This is a genomic window from Streptomyces sp. S.PNR 29, from assembly GCF_030386795.1.
GTDB lineage: Bacteria > Actinomycetota > Actinomycetes > Streptomycetales > Streptomycetaceae > Streptomyces.
Genome location: NZ_JANUQM010000007.1, coordinates 49367 through 66804, shown reverse-complemented (window position 1 = coordinate 66804; position 17438 = coordinate 49367). Strand labels below are relative to the sequence as shown.

Genomic DNA, 17438 nt, shown 5'->3' with positions numbered 1-17438 from the left:
GTCGGCACGGCCACGCGCGCGTGCTCCGGTGTGCCTTTCACCCGTCCCTCTCGCGCGCGTGCCGGGCCGCCGCGACGACCGTGCGGGACTGGTGCTCGATCTGGTGCTCCAAAGGCACCCAGCGGGCACGGAAACGCTCCGCGAAAGCATCGCTCCAGGCCGCGACGAGCCGCTCCAGACGCGGCGCCGCGCGGTCGCCGCTCTCCTGCAGGACCCGCAGCAGCATGGCGGCGGCCCGCAGCGGCACCCGGCGGGCGAACGCGTCCACACTGCCGACGTACGCCATCGTGCCGTCGGCGGGCGGCGTGCTCATCAGGTCCGCGGCCAGTCCCGGCACGAGCTCCAGTCCCCAGCGGGCGGCCCGCAACAGCGGACCGTCGACACCCCGCAGCCGCGGCAGCGCGTCCTCCAGCACCCGCTCCACCTGCACCGTGTCGCGCAGCAGCCGGTGCCCCAGCCGGCGTATGGCCGCGGCCGGTGCCGGGTGCGGCGCGGGGTCGTCCACCAGGTCGCTCGCCCACATCGGCACCTCCACGACCGCGGTCACACCGCCGTACCGGTGGGCGTGGTACCAGGTGCTGTGCCGCGCGTCGTCCGGCAGGCTCGGGTAGGCCGGGCCCGCGCCCGGCGCCGGCATCACCCGTACGCCGGGCCCGGACTCGGGCCAGCCCGCGGCGTCCGAGGCGCCCGTCTCCACCGGGATGTGCAACTGCGCCGCGGACTTGGCGAACGGCTCGGCGAGGCCCGGCACGTCCCTGGTCAGCTGCACCCAGCTGCCGCCCACGTCGGTGCCGTGCAGGGACACCTGAAGGTAGGGACGCAGCTCGTCGATGACCTCGGTCAGCGCGCGCGTCTCGGGCGGCAGCCGGTCGGCCGGCAGCATCGCCGGCGCCCACTCCGGCTGCTCCGGCCCGGCGGGCCGGAAGAAACCGAGGTGGAAGTCGAACAGGCTGCGCGGCGCCGGCGTCCTATGCAGACTGGCCCCGTCGGGGTCCGCGCACAGCAGGAAATGCCAGGACGTGTCGGCCCGTAACTCCCGCTCGTGTGCGACCCGTTCGGCCAGTGTCAGGAGGGTCGAGCCGCCGGCCGGCTCATTGGAGTGGGCGCCGGCGACCACCAGCACGGCGCGCCGGGAGCGGCCCACGGTCAGCAGGTGCAGAGGCCTGCCCGCGCGGGAGGCGCCCACCTGCCGCAGGGTGCACACGCCGGGGCGGCGCCCGGCCAGCGCCCGTGCGGACGCCACCAGTTCGGCCCACGTGAGGTAGCGCAGCTCCGGCAGGACACTCACCCCCGTCATATCCACCCGGCCTCGCCCTCCGCAGTACCCCATGGCCGCGGTGAGGTGTCAAGGACATGGCGGAGGCTCCCGGGGGGCGCCCGGAGGCATTTCACCGCCCGGTCCGCTCGCGGGGCGCCGGCGGGCGTTTCGCTCTGTGGTCGCCGTACCGACTACCTGTGGGCTCCCGCGCCCCGGTCGCTCACTGCTGGTGCAGCCCGCGTCCGGCCAGCGTCAGGAACGTCTCGCCGACCGCCTCCGACAGCGTGGGATGCGCATGGATGTGCCGGGCGACGTCCAAGGGCTGCGCGTCCCAGCCGACGATCAGCTGGCTCTCGGCGATCATCTCCGACACGTGCGGGCCCACCAGGTGCACCCCCAGCACCTGACCACCGCCTGCCTCGGCCACGACCTTCACCATGCCGCCCTGCCCGTGCACCAGGCCCTTCGCGACGGCGGTCAGCGGCATGGTGTTGACGTCCACCTCATGCCCACGCGCGCGTGCCTCGGCCTCACTCAGGCCCACGGAGGCGGTCTGCGGCGAGGAGTACGTCACCCGGGGCACGGTCGCGTAGTCGACGGGCGCGGACGGCAGGCCCGCCAGCGTTTCGGCCACCAGCAGTCCCTCCGCGAACGACGCGTGGGCCAGCCCGAGCGACGGCGGCGGCAGCAGGTCGCCCACGACGTGGACGCCGGGCACCGCCGTCCGCAGCCGGTCCCAGTCCGCCGGTGCGACGAAGCCGCGTGGGTCCGTCCGCAGGCCCGCGGCGGCCAGGTCCAGGCCCTCGGTGACCGGGGCGCGGCCGACGGCCACCAGGAGCCGCTCCGCCTCGACCGTACGGGTCTCGCCCCGGGCCGTGCGCACGCGTGCGCGCACGCCGTCGTCGAGCACCTCGGCGTCCAGCAGCCGGGCGCCCGCCTGGACGTCGATGCCGCGCTTCTTCAGACCGCGCGTCAAGTGGCGGCTCACGTCCCCGTCCTCCAGCGGCACGATCCGGTCGGCGGCCTCCACCAGGGTGACCTCCGCGCCCAGGGAGCGGTGGAACGAGGCGTACTCCACGCCGATCGCGCCGCCGCCCAGGACCAGGACGGACGCCGGCAGCCCGGGCGCGAAGAGAGCGTCGTCGCTGGTCACCACCCGCCGCCCGTCCGGCACGAGCCCCGGGAGCGTGCGCGGACGTGAGCCGGTGGCCAGCACGATCCCGCGCCGCGCGGTGTAGTCCTGCACGCCGGAGGCGGACGCGCCGTCGACCCGTACGGAGCGCGCCCCCGTGAGCCGCCCGCTGCCCCGCACGACTCGCACCCCGGCGTGGGCCAGATGCGCCTCCACGCCCCTGTGGTTGCGCGCCACGATGTCGTCCCGGGTGGCGACCAGCGCGGACCAGTCGACGGAGTCCAGCGTGGCCTTGACGCCCCAGCGCTCGCGGGCTTCGGCGATGCCGTCCACGAGTTCGGCGGCGTGCAGCATCGCCTTGCTCGGGATGCAGCCGCGGTGCAGGCAGGTCCCGCCGACCTTGTCGCGTTCGACGAGCACCACGTCGAGCCCCAGGGAGGCGGCGCGCAGGGCGGTGCTGTACCCGCCCGTGCCGCCGCCGATGACGATGACGTCCGGTGTGTTCATGCCCTCCACCCTCCGCCCGCCCCCGCCATGAGTCCAAGGCAACGTTTTTGTGGAACTCATGCACAGTGTTTATGCACCATGCTTGGGGCATGACTCTGCGGCAGATGGAGTACTTCCTGACGGTCGTCGAAGAGGCGTCCTTCACCCGCGCGGCCGACCTCCTGCACGTCTCCCAACCCGCCTTGTCCCACCAGATCAAGGCCCTGGAGCGATCGGTCGGCGGCGCCCTCCTGGAACGCATGGCGCGGGGCGTGCGCCTCACGCCGATGGGGCGCGCGTTCCTGCCGCACGCCGAACTCGCCGTCCGCAGCGCCGCCCAGGCCCGCCGCGCGGCACGTGCCGCCGCCGGGGCCGAGGGCGGCGAACTGCATGTCGCGGCCGTCCACTCCATCGCGGTGGGTGTCCTCCCGGACGTCTTCGCCCGCTGGCGCACCGCCCACCCGGGAGTCGTACTGCACCTCCACGAGTACGCCACGACCGAGGCCCTGGAGGAGGAGGTCGAGCGCGGCGTCGCGGACCTCGCCGTCGGCCCTCCGCCCACCGACTGGCCCGGCACGGTCGTCCCGGTCGGCGAGGAGGAACTCGTCCTCGTCGTGCCCTTCGACGACCGCTTCGCGGGCCGTACGACCGTGACCCTGCCCGAACTCGCCGACCGGCCCTGGATCCGCTGCGCCATGGAACCCGTCGTCCACGGCGAACGCTTCCTCGACTGGGCGTGCGGACGCGCCGGCTTCCGGCCGCGCACCGCCGTGTTCACCGAGCACACCTCGACGGCCGTGCGGATGGCCGCCGCCGGTGTCGGCGTCTGCACCGCGCCCTCGCACATCGTGCGCGGCGCGGTCGGCGAGGACTGCGTGGTCCTCTCGCCCGACCCGCCCTGGAAGCGCGCCCTGACCGTCTTCACCCGGGTACCGCCGACCGGCGCCGCCCAGGCCTTCGTCGACCTCCTGCGCGCGACCTGGCCGCATCCGGTGGCGCCCGACGTCCCCCCGCAGGCGTACGAGGACTGCGGCGCCGCCGGTCCGCCGAGAGCGCCCGACGGGCTCGTCCGCCCCTCTCCGGCTACCCGGCCCGCTCCAGCAGCGCCACCGGCAACCGCTCGAAAAGCTCCGCCACGCGCGCGTGCCCTGTGAACTCGCGCTCCGGCGCCAGTACGTCGGCCCACCGGCCCGGTGGCAGCGGCAGCCGCGTCTCCCGCCAGCCGCCCGCCTCCGCCAGCCGCAGCGACAGCCGTGTCACGGCCGTGAGCACCTCCCCGGAGCGCAGATACGCCAGGCAGTGCGCCGCCGCCGGGCCCTGAGCCGTCAGCGGCGCGTACGTCGCCGAGTCGCCGAAGACCTCGGGCCGCCGCGCGCGCAGCCGCAGCGCCGCCCGGGTCACCGCGCCCTTGTCCCCGGGATCCTCGGACGGGAACGGCACGGGACGCCGGTTGTCGGGGTCCACCAGGGCCAGGTACTCGCCCTCGGTGCCCTGGTAGAGGTCCGGCACGCCCGGCATCGTCAGGTGCACCAGGGCCGTGCCGAGGACGTTCGCCCGGATGTGAGGCGCCAGGGTGCCGCGGAAGGCGGCCACCTGCTCGCCCGGCGCCCCACAGGGCCCCGCCGCGACGAACCGCGCCACCGCCTCCTCGTACGGGGGCTCCTGCTCCGTCCAGCTGGTGTACATCCCCGCCTCGCGCACATGCTTCAGCAAGGCCTGCTGCACGCGCTCCCGCGGCGCCGAGCCGAGCCCGAACACCGTCTGCCAGGCCGCCCACGCCAGCTGCGCGTCCGGCACGCCCTCTCCGGTCCGTGTCACCTCCGCCAGCACGTCCGCCCAGCGCTGCGGACACTCGGTGAGCACCTCCAGCGCCGCCCGCACGTCGGCGCTGCGTTTGGTGTCGTGCGTCGACACCACCGTTCCGGTCGCGGGCCAGTCGCGCTGCACGCGCGTGCAGTAGGCGTGGAACTCCTCCGGCGACACGGCGGGACTGCCCGGGTTCCCGCCCACCTCGGTCGCCGACAGCAGCGGGACATAGCGGTAGAACGCCGTGTCCTCCACCGACTTGGCGCGCAGCGCGGACGCGGTCTGCGCGAACCGGGTACGGAACTCCACGTGCTCGGGCCCGTCACCGGCCCGGCCGAGCACCAGGTCGCGCACGACGTCGACCGCACCGGCCTCCTCCGGCACGACGAACGCCTGCCGGGCCTCGGCCGCCGCCTCCTCGGTGACGACGGAGGCCACGTCGACCGACGGGTAGGGCCGGTAGACCTCCAGCCGGACCAGGAGTTCCTGCAGCGCGGTGCGCAGCGCCCAGGGCGCCCGGTCGCGCAGCGCGGGATCGGGCGAGGTGGCGCACACGCGGTGCGCGACCCGGGTGAGCCGGTCGGTCTCGGTGGCCAGCTCGTGCGTGAGCACCTTGTACGCCGCCCGCCGCACGGTCGCCGCCCAGTCGCCGCCCCGGTCCGTCTGCGGGGCGGCGAAGCGCCGGTACTGCCCGAGGAGTTCCCCGAGCCCCGCCGGGTCCGTGAACAGGCCGTCGACGTGCCGCAGGGCGTCGTAGCCGGTGGTGCCCGCGACGGGCCAGGAGGCCGGCAGGTGCTCGCCGTCCGACAGGATCTTCTCCACGACCGTCCAGCGACCGCCGGAGGCCTCGTGCAGCCGCAGAAGGTAGGCGTCGGGGTCGGCGAGCCCGTCGGGGTGGTCGATGCGCAGCCCGTCGATCACGCCCTCGTGCAGCAGCTGCAGGATCTTGGCGTGCGTGGCCTCGAACACCTCGGGGTCCTCGACGCGCACCCCGATCAGCTCCGAGATGCTGAAGAAGCGCCGGTAGTTCAGCTCGGTCCGGGCCAGCCGCCACCACACCGGGCGGTACCACTGCGCGTCCAGGAGCTGCGGCAGCGGCAGGTCCTCGGTGCCCTCGCGCAACGGGAACGCGTGGTCGTAGTAGCGCAGGACGTCGCCGTCGACCCGCAGCTCGCCGATCACCTCGCCCAGCGGACCGCCGAGCACCGGCAGCAGCACCTGGCCGCCCTGCGCCTCCCAGTCGATGTCGAACCACCGCGCGTACGGCGACTTCGGGCCCTCCCGCAGCACCTCCCACAGGGCGCGGTTGTGGCGCGGGGACATCGCCATGTGGTTCGGCACGATGTCGGCCACCAGGCCGAGCCCGTGCTCCCGCGCGGTGCGCGCCAGCGCCCGCAGCCCCTCCTCGCCGCCCAGCTCCTCCCGCACGCGCGCGTGGTCCACGACGTCGTATCCGTGCAGCGAGCCCGGCACGGCCTCCAGGACGGGGGACAGGTGGAGGTGCGAGACACCGAGCGAGGCCAGGTACGGCACGGCCGCCGTGGCGGCCCCGAACGGGAAGCCGGGCTGCAACTGCAGCCGGTACGTGGCCGTGGGCACCACCGGGTCAGATCGCTCAGCTGTCATGGATGGGTACGTACCCGCCCCGCCGTCTTTCGTGTCATCGGCCCCTGAACGGGCGTACGCGCGCGTGCCCGGCTTCGTACGATGCGGCGCCCCCGGCCCCCGCCCTCACACGGGCCGCTGCAGCACCGTAAGGCTCCGGTCCACCAGCGTCAGCCTGTCCCCGGCCTGCACCTTCGGGCCCGTGCCCGGGGGCACTCCGTCCGGGCGGGCGGTGTCGACCACCACCTGCCACTGCCGGCCGTGGTTGACCGGCACCACGAAGTCCAACGGCTTGGGCGAGGCGTTGAACATCAGCAGGAACGAGTCGTCGGTGATGCGTTCCCCGCGCGAGCCCGGCTCCGAGATCGCGTTGCCGTTGAGGAACACCGTCAGCGCCGACGCCTGTGCCGAGTTCCAGTCCCGCTGGGTCATCTCCCGGCCCTCAGGAGTGAACCAGGCGATGTCCGACAGGTCGTCGTGCGTGCCCTCCACGGGCCGCCCGTGGAAGAAGCGCCGCCTGCGGAAGACGGGGTGGTCCCTGCGCAGCCACACCATCGCCCGCGTGAAGTCCAGCAGCGCGCCGCCGCCCTCCGCGTCCGGGTCGGGCCACCGCACCCATGACAGCTCGCTGTCCTGGCAGTAGGCGTTGTTGTTGCCCCGCTGGGTGCGGGCGAACTCGTCGCCGTGGCTGATCATCGGCACGCCCTGGGACAGCAGCAGCGTCGCGATGAAGTTCCGCATCTGCCGCGCCCGCAGCTCCAGCACGGCTGGGTCGTCCGTCTCGCCCTCGACCCCGCAGTTCCACGACCGGTTGTGGCTCTCGCCGTCCCGGTTGTCCTCGCCGTTGGCCTCGTTGTGCTTGTGGTTGTAGGACACGAGGTCGTGCAGGGTGAAGCCGTCGTGGCAGGTCACGAAGTTGATCGAGGCCAGCGGGCGCCGCCCGTCGTCCTGATACAGGTCGGACGACCCGGTCAGCCGGGACGCGAACTCCGCCAGCGCCCGCGGCTCGCCCCGCCACAGGTCCCGCACCGTGTCCCGGTACTTGCCGTTCCACTCGGTCCACAGCGGCGGGAAATTGCCCACCTGGTAGCCGCCCTCGCCCACGTCCCACGGCTCGGCGATCAGCTTCACCTGGGAGACCACCGGGTCCTGCTGCACCAGGTCGAAGAACGACGACAGCCGGTCCACCTCGTGGAACTGCCGGGCCAGGGTCGCCGCCAGATCGAAGCGGAAGCCGTCCACGTGCATCTCGGTGACCCAGTACCGCAGCGAGTCCATGATCAGCTGCAGTACGTGCGGGGACCGCATGAGCAGGGAGTTCCCGGTCCCCGTGGTGTCCGTGTAGTAGCGGGGGTCGTCCGAGAGGCGGTAGTACCGCGGGTTGTCGATGCCCTTGAAGGAGAGCGTCGGGCCCAGGTGGTTGCCCTCGGCGGTGTGGTTGTAGACCACGTCGAGGATGACCTCGATCCCGGCCTCGTGCAGCGCCTTCACCGCCGACTTGAACTCCAGGACCTGCTGACCGCGGTCGCCCCAGGAGGCGTAGGCGTTGTGCGGGGCGAAGAAGCCGATCGTGTTGTAGCCCCAGTAATTGCTCAGACCCATGTCGGCCAGGCGGTGGTCGTTCACGAACTGGTGCACCGGCATCAGTTCCAGCGCCGTGACCCCCAGCTCGGTCAGGTGCTCGATGATGGCCGGGTGGGCGAGCGCGGCGTAGGTGCCGCGCAGCTCCTCGGGCAGCCCGGGGTGCCGCATGGTGAGGCCCTTCACATGGGCCTCGTAGATCACCGTGTGGTGGTATCCGGTGCGCGGCAGGCGGTCGTCGCCCCAGTCGAAGTACGGGTTGACCACGACCGAGGTCATGGTGTGCGGCGCCGAGTCGAGATCGTTGCGCCGGCCGGGTTCGTCGAAGTGGTAGCCGTACACCTCCTCGCCCCACCGGATGGAGCCGCTGATCGCGCGCGCGTACGGGTCGAGCAGCAGCTTCGCGGAGTTGCAGCGCAGCCCGCGTTCGGGGGCGTACGGGCCGTGCACGCGGTAGCCGTACCGCTGCCCCGGCATGACGCCCGGCACGTACGCGTGCCGGACGAACGCGTCGCTCTCCCTGAGCTCGATCGCCGTTTCCGAGCCGTCGTCGTGCAGCAGACACAGCTCTACTCGGTCCGCGGCCTCCGTGAAGACCGCGAAGTTGGTGCCGGCGCCGTCGTACGTGGCACCGAGTGGATACGCCTCTCCAGGCCAGACCTGCATGGATACGACTCTTTCAGGTGTGCCGCGCGGGTGGGAGCGCCTTGGCCCCCGAGTCTCCCCGAAAGTGAGGGAACCACCCATGACTTACATCCCTCTTACCGGGCGACCGGTGCATACACGCTATGCCGAACAGTGGGGCAGAAACATACTCCCGGGTCCGTTGGGGGAGTAGGGGGAAGACGTGCGCAAGACAGTGCACCGCCACCTGGGCAAGGTGGTGGCCGGCGCGGCCATTGCGGTGGCCGGGACCGCTGTGATGATCGGGGTCACCCTGCCGGGCACGGCAGGGGCCGACGACACAGGAACCAGGGGGGCGAACCAGGCCGCCCGGCAGACCGCTGAGGGGCAGGACCAGAACACCGTCGCCCCGGGCGTCGTCGAGCAGGCGCCCGCCGAGGGTGACAAGGGCGCGGGACGCGACCCGCTGACCGACGACGAGATCGAGCGCGTGGAACGGCTCGCGGTGGACCGGCAGCAGTTCAACGCCGGCGAGAACGTCGAGGGCGACCGAGGTCCGCAGCAGCTCTCCGTCGACCTCGCCGAGCCCGAGGCCGACGAGGTCGACGACCCGAACGCGCCGCGCCGCGCGGAGGTCACCTTCTACGACTACAAGAGCGATGCTCTCGTCACCAAGACGATCAATCTGGACACCGGGAAGGTCGAGGACACGACCACCCGGCACGGCGTCCAGCCGCCGGCGAGCCGTGCCGAGAACATCGAGGCGGCCAGGCTCCTGATCGCGGACCCGCTGGGCGCGGACCTGAAGGCGGACTACAAGGACGCCACGGGCAAGGAGCTCACCTCCCCGGACCAGCTGCTGCTCACCAGCGGGGTGTACCGGGCCGCCCCCGGCGCCCAGCCCGCCGCACTCGACCGGTGCGGTGAACACCGCTGCCTACGGCTGTTCCCGAAGGTCAGGAACGGGCCGTGGATCGACGCCCGGCACCTGGTGATCGACCTCAGCGCCCGCAAGGTCGCCGAACTCGACCGCGGCTGAGCCGCCCTCCGTCCATTTTTCCAACCCTGCTCCTCCTTCAAGGGAGTCACGTCTTCATGCGCGTCAACAAGATCAGCCGTGCCCGCAGGCGGACAGCGGTGGGCCTGTCCCTGGCCGCGCTGGCCGCCGGGGTGACGACCGGCTCCGGGCCGGCCGTCGCCCAGCCCAAGGCGGCGCCCGCACCGCCGGCGGAGTGCAGCCCGGCGTACCGCATCGAGCAGAAGCTCTCCACCGGCACGACCTGGCGGATGTGCTGGCGCTACGACACCAAGGCCGGGCTCGTCCTGGAGAACGTCTCCTACCAGCCCAAGGGCGAGCCGAAGCCGATCAAGGTCCTCGCCAGCGCCCGCCTCGGCCAGATCCACGTCCCCTACGACGACGGCAACATCGAGTACGACGACCTGACGGGCCAGCGCTTCGCGCAGGGGCTGCAGAACCTGGCGCCGACCGAGTGCCCCGGCGGCACCATCAAGACGATCAAGGTCCGGGACCCTGACTACTCCGACACGCAGGACATCAAGGCCCTGTGCACCACCACGCGCGCGCGTGGGCACGCCTACCGCATGCAGGCCGACGAGGACTTCGGCAAGATCTACCAGGCCCAGGGCAAGGACCTGCTCGTCTACACCGTCAACAAGGTCGGGTGGTACGAGTACATGACCGAGTGGCGCTTCCAGGACGACGGCATGATCAACATGAACGTCGGCGCGACCGGCAGCCTCTCACCCGTGGACTACGACGCCGGCGACGGCCGCGGCTGGCCGATCGGCAAGGGGGCCAGGTCGAAGGCCACCAGCCACAGCCACAACGTCTTCTGGCGCCTCGACTTCGCCCTCGACGGCTCGTCCAAGGACCGGATCGAGCAGTACGACTCGGTGGTCAGCCCGCCCGCCCGCGGCCAGTACGCACCGACCAACAAGACCACCCGCACCAAGGTCACCAAGGAGCTCGCCGGCGACGCCAAGAACATGCGCTGGTGGCGCGTGGTCAGCGCCACGGGGAAGAACAAGGACGGGCACGCCCGGTCGTACGAGATCGTCCCCGGCGCCACCGCCAAGTACCCGGGCCGCAGCTACACCAAGCACGACGTCTACTTCACCCAGTACAACAAGTGCGAGCTGTTCGCCAGCCACAACCCCGGCTGTGAGCGCGGCCACCCCCAGTCCGTCGACAAGTGGGTGAACGGACAGAGCCTCACCCACCCGGTGGCCTGGGTGAACATCGGTTTCCACCACATCGCGCGCGACGAGGACCAGCAGCCCATGCCGGTCCACTGGCAGGGCTTCTCGATCGCTCCCCGGGACGTCACCGCCATGAGCCCGCTCACTCCGGCCGCCCTGGCGGGCCAGAACGGCGAGCCGCGGTAACAAGGTTGGGAAACTACCCGGCCCATCAGGCTGCACCGTGGACCCCACCCGGAGTACCCTTCCTTGATCGTTGGGACGGGGAGTGCTCGGGGGAGCGGAAGGCGGTGCGCGGGTGGGCTCGGGAGGGCTGGAGTTGCCCCCTGGTGACGACGGTCATGAGGGGAACTCCACAGACGTCCCGCCCGGTGCCGTGTCCCTGGCACGGCCGATGGACGCGGGCGCGATCGGACCGGAGCTGGACTGGGACGCCGACGCCTGGCGCGAGGTGCGCACCCGCGCCCAGCGGGCCGGCCGGGCCTACATCTGGCTGAATCTCGTCGAACAGCGGCTGCGCGCGGTCGTGGCCGCTGTTCTGCGACCCGTCTACGAACCCGTCCACGGCGACGACTGGGTGGTCGCGGCGGCCGGACCGGCCGGTCAGGAGTGGGTGCAGCGCGCGGTCGCCGTGCGCGAGGTCAGCCGTCGCAAGGGCTATCTGCTCGACCCGGCCGACGACAACGTCCTCAGCTTCCTCACGCTGCCCCAGCTGCGCGAACTGATGGTGCAGCACTGGCCCTGCTTCGAGCCGTACGTCGATGAGCGCCGGGACGTCGAACTCGCCCTGGACGAGCTGGAGGTCACCCGCAACGTCGTCTCCCGCAACCGGGCGCTGTCCGAGGCCGTCCTCGCCCAGGCCGAGCGGGCCTCGGCACGGCTGCTGGAGATCCTCGGCGCGGGCAGCGACGTGCCGTCCGCGCGCCGGCTTCCCGTCGACGCGGTCGAGGACCTCGTCGGCGACCGGTACGCCGACGTGGTCGCCGTCCACCCGGACCGGGTGCGGCTGCTGCGGCAGTTCCCGGCCGAGGACATCTTCGGCGGCGCCCGTCGCCTCGACGCCATCGGCATCGGCCTCAACCTGCTCGTGCAGAACTTCTCCGGCCGGCGCCTGGTACGCCTCGCCGAGTCCGGCTGCCGGGTGCGGCTGCTGTTCCTGAACCCGGCCTCCAGCGCAGTCAAGCGGCGCGAGCGCGAACTCGGCATCAAACGGGGCGAACTGAGCCGCGCCGTCGAGATGAACATCCTGCACATGCGCCGGGTGCGCGCCCGGCTGCGCGACCCCGGCGCCTTCGAGATCCAGGTCTTCGACGAGACCCCCCGCTTCACGGCGTACCTCGTCGACGGGGACGGGGCGGACGGCATCGCGGTCGTGCAGTCCTATCTGCGGCGTACACGGGGGATGGAGGCGCCGGTGTTCGTCCTGCGCAACGGCAACAAGGTGGTCAAGTCGGGTCAGCTCGACGAAGGTGGCCTCTTCCCCACCTACCGCGAGGAGTTCGAGGTGATGTGGGCGGATTCGCGGCCAGTGTCGTGAAGTGCCCCGTGTCGTGAACTGCCGGAGCGGGTAAACGGAATGCGGTCCTCTGATTGTCAGTGGCGCATGCGATGGTGGAGGCCACTGGGGGAAAGCACCACCGAGAAGGGGGACGGCCCATGGGCTGGCACCGGGAGCTGCTGATCGGCTTCGACCTGGAGACGACGGGCACCGACCCGCGTGAGGCGCGCATCGTCACGGGCGCCGTGATAGAGGTCAGGGGCGGGGAGCCGATGGGGCGCCGGGAGTGGCTGGCCGACCCCGGAGTGGAGATCCCGGCGGACGCGGTGGCGGTCCACGGCATCAGCAACGAGCGGGCGGCCGCCGAGGGCAGGCCTGCCGACCAGGTCGCGGACGCCATCGCCGACGTCCTGGTGACGTACTGGAAGACGGGCGTCCCGGTCGTCGCCTACAACGCCGCCTTCGACCTCACCCTGCTCTCCGCCGAACTGCGGCGCCATGAACTGCCGTCACTGGGCGACCGTCTCGGCGGCCTCGCCCCCGCACCGGTCATCGACCCTTACACGATCGACCGCTCCGTCGACCGCTACCGCCGCGGCAAGCGCAACCTCGAAGCGGTCTGCGCCGAGTACGGCATCGAACTCGACTCCGCCCACGACGCCTCGGCCGACGCCCTCGCCGCGGCCCGGCTGGCCTGCGCGATAGCCGACCGCCACCCCAAGGTCGCGTCCCTCGGCCCGGCGGAACTGCACCGCCGCCAGATCGAGTGGTACGCCGAATGGGCGGCGGACTTCCAGAACTTCCTGCGCCGCAAGGGCGACCCGACGGCGATGGTCGACGGGACATGGCCGGTGCGGGAGTTGGCGGACGAGCGGGTCTGAGCCGGGCGTACGGGCAGGAACCGCTCAGCACGACCCACGGACCGCGTGCCGGGATCAGAACGGATACCACCGCACCGTCTCGTCCCCGTCCCGCAGCGACGCCACCCGGCGCTCGAACTCGGCCAGCGCCTCGGGGTTGCTCGGCGCGTGCTGGGCGACCCACGCGCAGCTGGCCGTCTCGCGGGCGCCGCGCAGCACCCCGCAGCCCTCCCACTCGCGTACGTCCCAGCCGTACGCGGATGTGAAGGAGTCGTAGGCCTCGGCCGGCAGCCCGTACCGGTCGCGGGACAGGGCCATGACCACCAGGTCGTGCTCGCGCAGGTCGGCGGAGAAGGTCTCCAGGTCGACCAGGACGGGCCCGTCGGGACCGACGTGCACATTGCGGGGCAGGGCGTCGCCATGGATGGGCCCCGGCGTCAGACGGGGCGTCAGCGCCGCCGCGGCCGCCGCGAAGCCGTCCCGGCGCTCGCGCAGGTATGCGGCGTCCGCGGGGTCGATCGCGTCGCCCGCGAGCCGCAGCCAGCGTTCCACACCGCCCAGCAGATCGCGGGGCGGCAGTGCGAAGGAAGGGGAGGGGAGCGTGTGCACGACCCGTAGCAGTTCGGCCAAATCCCGCGCCTGCGCGGGCCGTACCGGATCGGGCAGCCGGTGCCACACGGTCACTGGGTGCCCCTCGACCAGCAGCGCCTTCGGCTCGGCCGCCCGCACCGCAGGCACGCCCGCCTCGGCGAGCCACACCGCGATGGCCAGCTCGCGGCGCGCCCGGTCCAGGAGTTTGGCGTCCCGGCCCACCTTGACGACCAGGTCACCGGCGGCGAACACCGCGTTCTCGCCCAGGGCGAGCAGCCGCGCGTCCCGTGCCGGGCCCGGCAGCACACCCGCCGCGGCCAGTACGTCCCGCGCCCGTGCCTCGTCCATCGTCCGCCTCCGTGTCCGTCCTCGTCCGTGCCCGCGGCCTGCGCCGCCCTCGATGGCCGGTTCGCCACGACGGGTTCGTACCCGCCGCCGGGCACCGTCGGGTTCCCGCCATCCGTCGGCCAGTGTCGCATTCGCACAGGTCGGGCGGTGTGCGCGGTGCCTTGACGAGGCACAGCACCTTCACGACCATGACGTGGCCACCCGAGCCGTGCAAAGGGGCTGATTCCGTGACATCGGCGACCGAGGTGAGGAGACCGGCGCGATCCGCGCCCGGCCCGGGCCCCAGGCGGCGCGCCACCGACCACGGCGCCTGGTTCCTGGTGCTGCCCGCCCTGCTCCCGATCCTCGTCCTGAGTGCCGGACCGCTGCTCTACGGCATCCTGCTGGCGTTCACCGACGCCCAGTCGGGACGCACCGAGCCCACCCAGTGGATCGGCGGTCTCAACTTCCGGGACCTGCTGCACGACACACTGTTCTGGGAGTCGTTCCGCATCGGGCTGGTCTGGGCCGTCGGGGTGACCGTCCCGCAGTTCCTGCTCGCCCTCGGCCTCGCCCTGCTGCTCAACCAGGACCTGCGCCTGAGATGGCTGGCCCGCGCCCTGGCGATCATCCCCTGGGCGATGCCCGAGGTCGTCGTCGGCATCATGTGGCGGCTCGTCTACCACCCCGACGCGGGCATCCTCAACGAAACCCTGCGCGACCTCGGTCTCGGTGACGGCCGCGACTGGCTCAGCGGCCTGGCGACCGCCCTGCCCGCGGTGATCGTCGTCGGCGTCTGGGCGGGCATGCCGCAGACGACGGTCGCCCTGCTGGCCGGCCTGCAGAACACCCCGCGCGAACTGCACGAGGCCGCAGCGGTCGACGGTGCCGGCGCCTGGCGCCGCTTCCGCACCGTCACCTGGCCCGCCCTGAGACCGATCGCCCTCGCCATCACCGCCCTCAACCTCATCTGGAACTTCAACTCCTTCGCGCTGGTCTACGTCCTGACGAACGGCGGCCCCGGCGGACGTACCCGCCTGCCCATGCTCTTCGCCTACGAAGAGGCCTTCCGCTACGGGCAGTTCGGTTACGCGGCGGCGATGGGATGCGTCATGGTCGCCGTGATCTCGATCCTGCTGGCCGTCTTCCTGGCCGGCCGCCTCAGGGGAGGTGAGGAAGCGTGAGGACCGGTCGGGTCGCCCGTGTCGGCCAGTACGCCGCCCTGCTCGCGTATCTCGTCTTCCTCGCCTTCCCGTTCCTCTGGCTGCTCTCCACGGCGTTCAAACCACCGCGCGAGCTGGGCAGCCTGCACCCCACCTGGATCCCGAAGGACCCCACTCTCGCCAACTTCCGGCAGGCCTTCGACGAGCAGCCGCTGCTGCACGCCGCGGTCAACTCCCTGCTCGCCGCGCTCGCCGCGGCGGTGATCGCCGTACTGATCGCGACCCCGATGGCCTATGCGATGGCCCGGCACCGCGGTCCGCTCACCAAGGCGGCCACCGGGTGGGTGGTGGTCAGCCAGGCGTTTCCGTTCGTGCTGCTGATCATCCCGCTCTTCCTCGTGCTGAAGAACATCGGGCTGGTCGACTCCGTGCCGGGGCTGGTGATGGTGTACGTGGTGTGGGCGCTGCCGTTCGCACTGTGGATGCTCGTGGGATACGTACGGGCCGTACCGGCCGAGGTGGAGGAGGCCGCGGCGGTCGACGGGGCCGGGCGGGTACGGACGCTGGTGTCGGTGACCGCGCCGCTGCTCGCGCCGGGGATCGTGGCGACGGCGCTGTTCGCGTTCATCACCGCGTGGAACGAGTTCTTCTTCGCGCTCGTGCTGCTGAAGACCCCGGAGAAACAGACCCTGCCGGTCGTGCTCACCCACTTCATCGGCGCCGAGGGCGTCGCGGACCTCGGCCCGCTCGCGGCGGCCGCGTTCCTCGCGACGCTGCCCTCGCTGGTCGTCTTCGCGATCATCCAGCGGCGGATCACGGGCGGCATGCTCACCGGGGCGGTGAAGAGCTGATGCGCAGAAGAGTCCTGGCGGCACTCATCACGACCGCCCTGCTTCTTGCGGGGTGCTCATCGGGCGGCGGGCACGACGACGGCCGGATCACCCTGCGTTTCCAGTCCCTGGCCTGGCAGCAGCAGTCGGTCGAGGCGAACCGGGAGCTGGTGAGGGAGTGGAACGCCGGCCACCCGGACGTCCGGGTCGAGTACGTCCAGGGCAGTTGGGACAGCGTCCACGACCAGCTCCTCACCTCCTTCGAGGGCGGTGAGGCCCCGGACATCATCCACGACGCCTCCGACGACCTCGCGGACTTCGCCTACGGCGGCTACCTCGCCGACCTGACCGACCTGCTGCCCCAGCGGCTGAAGTCCGACATCCCCCGGCGCAGTTGGGAGACCGCCACCTTCGGGGACGGGATCTACGGCGTGCCGTTCCTGCAGGAGCCACGGGTGCTGATCGCCAACACCACCTGGCTGAAGAAGTCGGGCGTACGGATCCCGACATCCGAACGGCCCTGGTCCTGGGCCGAGTTCCGGCAGGTGGCGAAGAAGCTGAGCGGCGCGGGAAAGTACGGCGTGGCCTGGCCGCTCAAGGAACCCGTCTCCGCCACGCTCAACCTGTCGCTGTCGGCGGGCGGACAGCTCTTCCACCGCGGCGCGGACGGCAAGGTCACCGTCCGGTTCGACACGGCCGACCAGACCGTGCCGCGCACGATCCACGACCAGGCCACCACCGACCGCAGCGCCTCACCCACGACCCTGGGCAGCGGCGGCTCCGACACCCTGCCCGGGTTCTTCGCCGGCAAGTACGCCATGGTCCCGCTCGGCTTCTCCTACCGCCAGCAGATCGTGCAGCAGGCGCCGGAGGGCTTCGACTGGCAGGTCCTGCCCGCCCCGGCGGGCGCCGGCGGGCTCACCCAGGGGGTCAGCCCGCAGACGCTCTCCATCGCCGAGGACAGCCCGCACAAGAAGGAGGCCGCCGAGTTCATCGACTTCCTCCTCCAGCCGGAGAACATGGTCCGCCTGGCCCTCGGCGACTGGATGCTGCCCACCGGCAGCCAGGCACTGAAGGACCCCGCCCTGCGCACGACCGAGCACGGCTGGGCCACCGGCACCGCTCTCGCCGCCCACCTCCGCCCGGCGCCCGCCCAGTCCGTCCGGGGCTACCCCGAGTGGAAGGACAAGGTGGCGACCCCCGCGTTCCAGGAGTACTACAGCGGGGCCATCGGCCTCGACGAGCTGCGCGAACGGCTGGAGGAGGACGGCAATCTGGTGCTCGCGCGGTATCAGCGCTGAGCTGTCCGCACGGACCGGCGGGCGCTACCGCGTGGTGAAAGCGAGCGTCTCCGGGAAGCACGGCTCGTCGATGGGCTGCCGGAACGCGAACGCACCCGGCTCATCGCGCTGCCGGACAAGCTGATGGCCGACGTCCGGCACCGCGCGGCCCCCGGA

At 72.1% G+C, this 17438-nt stretch carries 13 protein-coding genes; 8 read left to right on the top strand and 5 right to left on the bottom strand.

What is annotated here, in order from left to right; genetic code table 11:
• Nucleotides 1–37 precede the first annotated feature (37 nt).
• Both NW895_RS19945 and lpdA read right to left on the bottom strand, forming a co-directional pair.
• Entirely contained in the window at nt 38–1288 is a 1251-nt protein-coding gene (locus tag NW895_RS19945; protein WP_289937091.1) for a M14 family zinc carboxypeptidase, read from the bottom strand.
• Between the two features lie 190 nt (nt 1289–1478).
• The gene (gene lpdA / locus NW895_RS19940; RefSeq protein WP_289937090.1) at nt 1479–2897 is read right to left on the bottom strand and encodes a dihydrolipoyl dehydrogenase; all 1419 of its coding nucleotides are present in this window, start codon (nt 2895–2897) and stop codon (nt 1479–1481) included.
• 89 nt (nt 2898–2986) lie between these two features.
• Here lpdA and NW895_RS19935 point away from each other — a divergent pair, with 89 nt between their 5' ends.
• On the top strand, nt 2987–4030 hold the full coding sequence (locus tag NW895_RS19935) for a LysR family transcriptional regulator (protein WP_289937089.1): 1044 nt from the start codon (nt 2987–2989) through the stop codon (nt 4028–4030).
• Here the strand turns inward: NW895_RS19935 and treY are convergent.
• Both treY and glgX read right to left on the bottom strand, forming a co-directional pair.
• On the bottom strand, nt 3960–6308 hold the full coding sequence (gene treY / locus NW895_RS19930) for a malto-oligosyltrehalose synthase (RefSeq protein WP_289937088.1): 2349 nt from the start codon (nt 6306–6308) through the stop codon (nt 3960–3962). The genes NW895_RS19935 and treY overlap by 71 nt on opposite strands.
• 105 nt (nt 6309–6413) lie before the next feature.
• Nucleotides 6414–8534 carry a glycogen debranching protein GlgX gene (gene glgX / locus NW895_RS19925; RefSeq protein ID WP_289937087.1) on the bottom strand — a complete coding sequence of 707 codons (2121 nt, stop codon included), beginning with the start codon at nt 8532–8534 and terminating at the stop codon, nt 6414–6416.
• 181 nt (nt 8535–8715) lie between these two features.
• Here glgX and NW895_RS19920 point away from each other — a divergent pair, with 181 nt between their 5' ends.
• The 4 genes from NW895_RS19920 (at nt 8716) to NW895_RS19905 (ending at nt 13091) form a co-directional block, all read left to right on the top strand.
• Nucleotides 8716–9531 carry a Tat pathway signal sequence domain protein gene (locus NW895_RS19920; RefSeq protein WP_289937086.1) on the top strand — a complete coding sequence of 272 codons (816 nt, stop codon included), beginning with the start codon at nt 8716–8718 and terminating at the stop codon, nt 9529–9531.
• A gap of 56 nt (nt 9532–9587) precedes the next feature.
• Nucleotides 9588–10898, top strand: a complete 1311-nt coding sequence (locus NW895_RS19915) for a copper amine oxidase (protein ID WP_289937085.1) — start codon at nt 9588–9590, stop codon at nt 10896–10898.
• 82 nt (nt 10899–10980) lie between these two features.
• On the top strand, nt 10981–12249 hold the full coding sequence (locus NW895_RS19910; protein WP_289937391.1) for an SAV2148 family HEPN domain-containing protein: 1269 nt from the start codon (nt 10981–10983) through the stop codon (nt 12247–12249).
• A gap of 119 nt (nt 12250–12368) precedes the next feature.
• Nucleotides 12369–13091, top strand: coding sequence for a 3'-5' exonuclease (locus NW895_RS19905; protein ID WP_289937084.1), 723 nt, complete (start codon nt 12369–12371; stop codon nt 13089–13091).
• Nucleotides 13092–13145: 54 nt separating this feature from the next.
• On the opposite strand, the gene NW895_RS19900 is transcribed toward NW895_RS19905, so the two are convergent.
• A complete protein-coding gene (locus NW895_RS19900; RefSeq protein ID WP_289937083.1) occupies nt 13146–14009 on the bottom strand; it encodes an aminoglycoside phosphotransferase family protein in 864 nt (287 codons plus the stop codon).
• 227 nt (nt 14010–14236) lie between these two features.
• Between NW895_RS19900 and NW895_RS19895 the strand changes: the two genes are divergently transcribed.
• The 3 genes from NW895_RS19895 to NW895_RS19885 are packed head-to-tail and all read left to right on the top strand — an operon-like array spanning nt 14237 to nt 17282.
• Entirely contained in the window at nt 14237–15172 is a 936-nt protein-coding gene (locus NW895_RS19895) for a sugar ABC transporter permease (protein ID WP_289937082.1), read from the top strand.
• Nucleotides 15169–16002 (top strand): carbohydrate ABC transporter permease, encoded by an 834-nt coding sequence (locus NW895_RS19890; protein WP_289937081.1) that lies wholly within the window; start codon nt 15169–15171, stop codon nt 16000–16002. Before NW895_RS19895 ends, NW895_RS19890 begins: the two co-directional genes overlap by 4 nt.
• Nucleotides 16002–17282: a sugar ABC transporter substrate-binding protein gene (locus tag NW895_RS19885; protein WP_289937080.1), complete on the top strand. Its 1281-nt coding sequence runs from the start codon at nt 16002–16004 to the stop codon at nt 17280–17282. Before NW895_RS19890 ends, NW895_RS19885 begins: the two co-directional genes overlap by 1 nt.
• Nucleotides 17283–17438 lie beyond the last annotated feature (156 nt).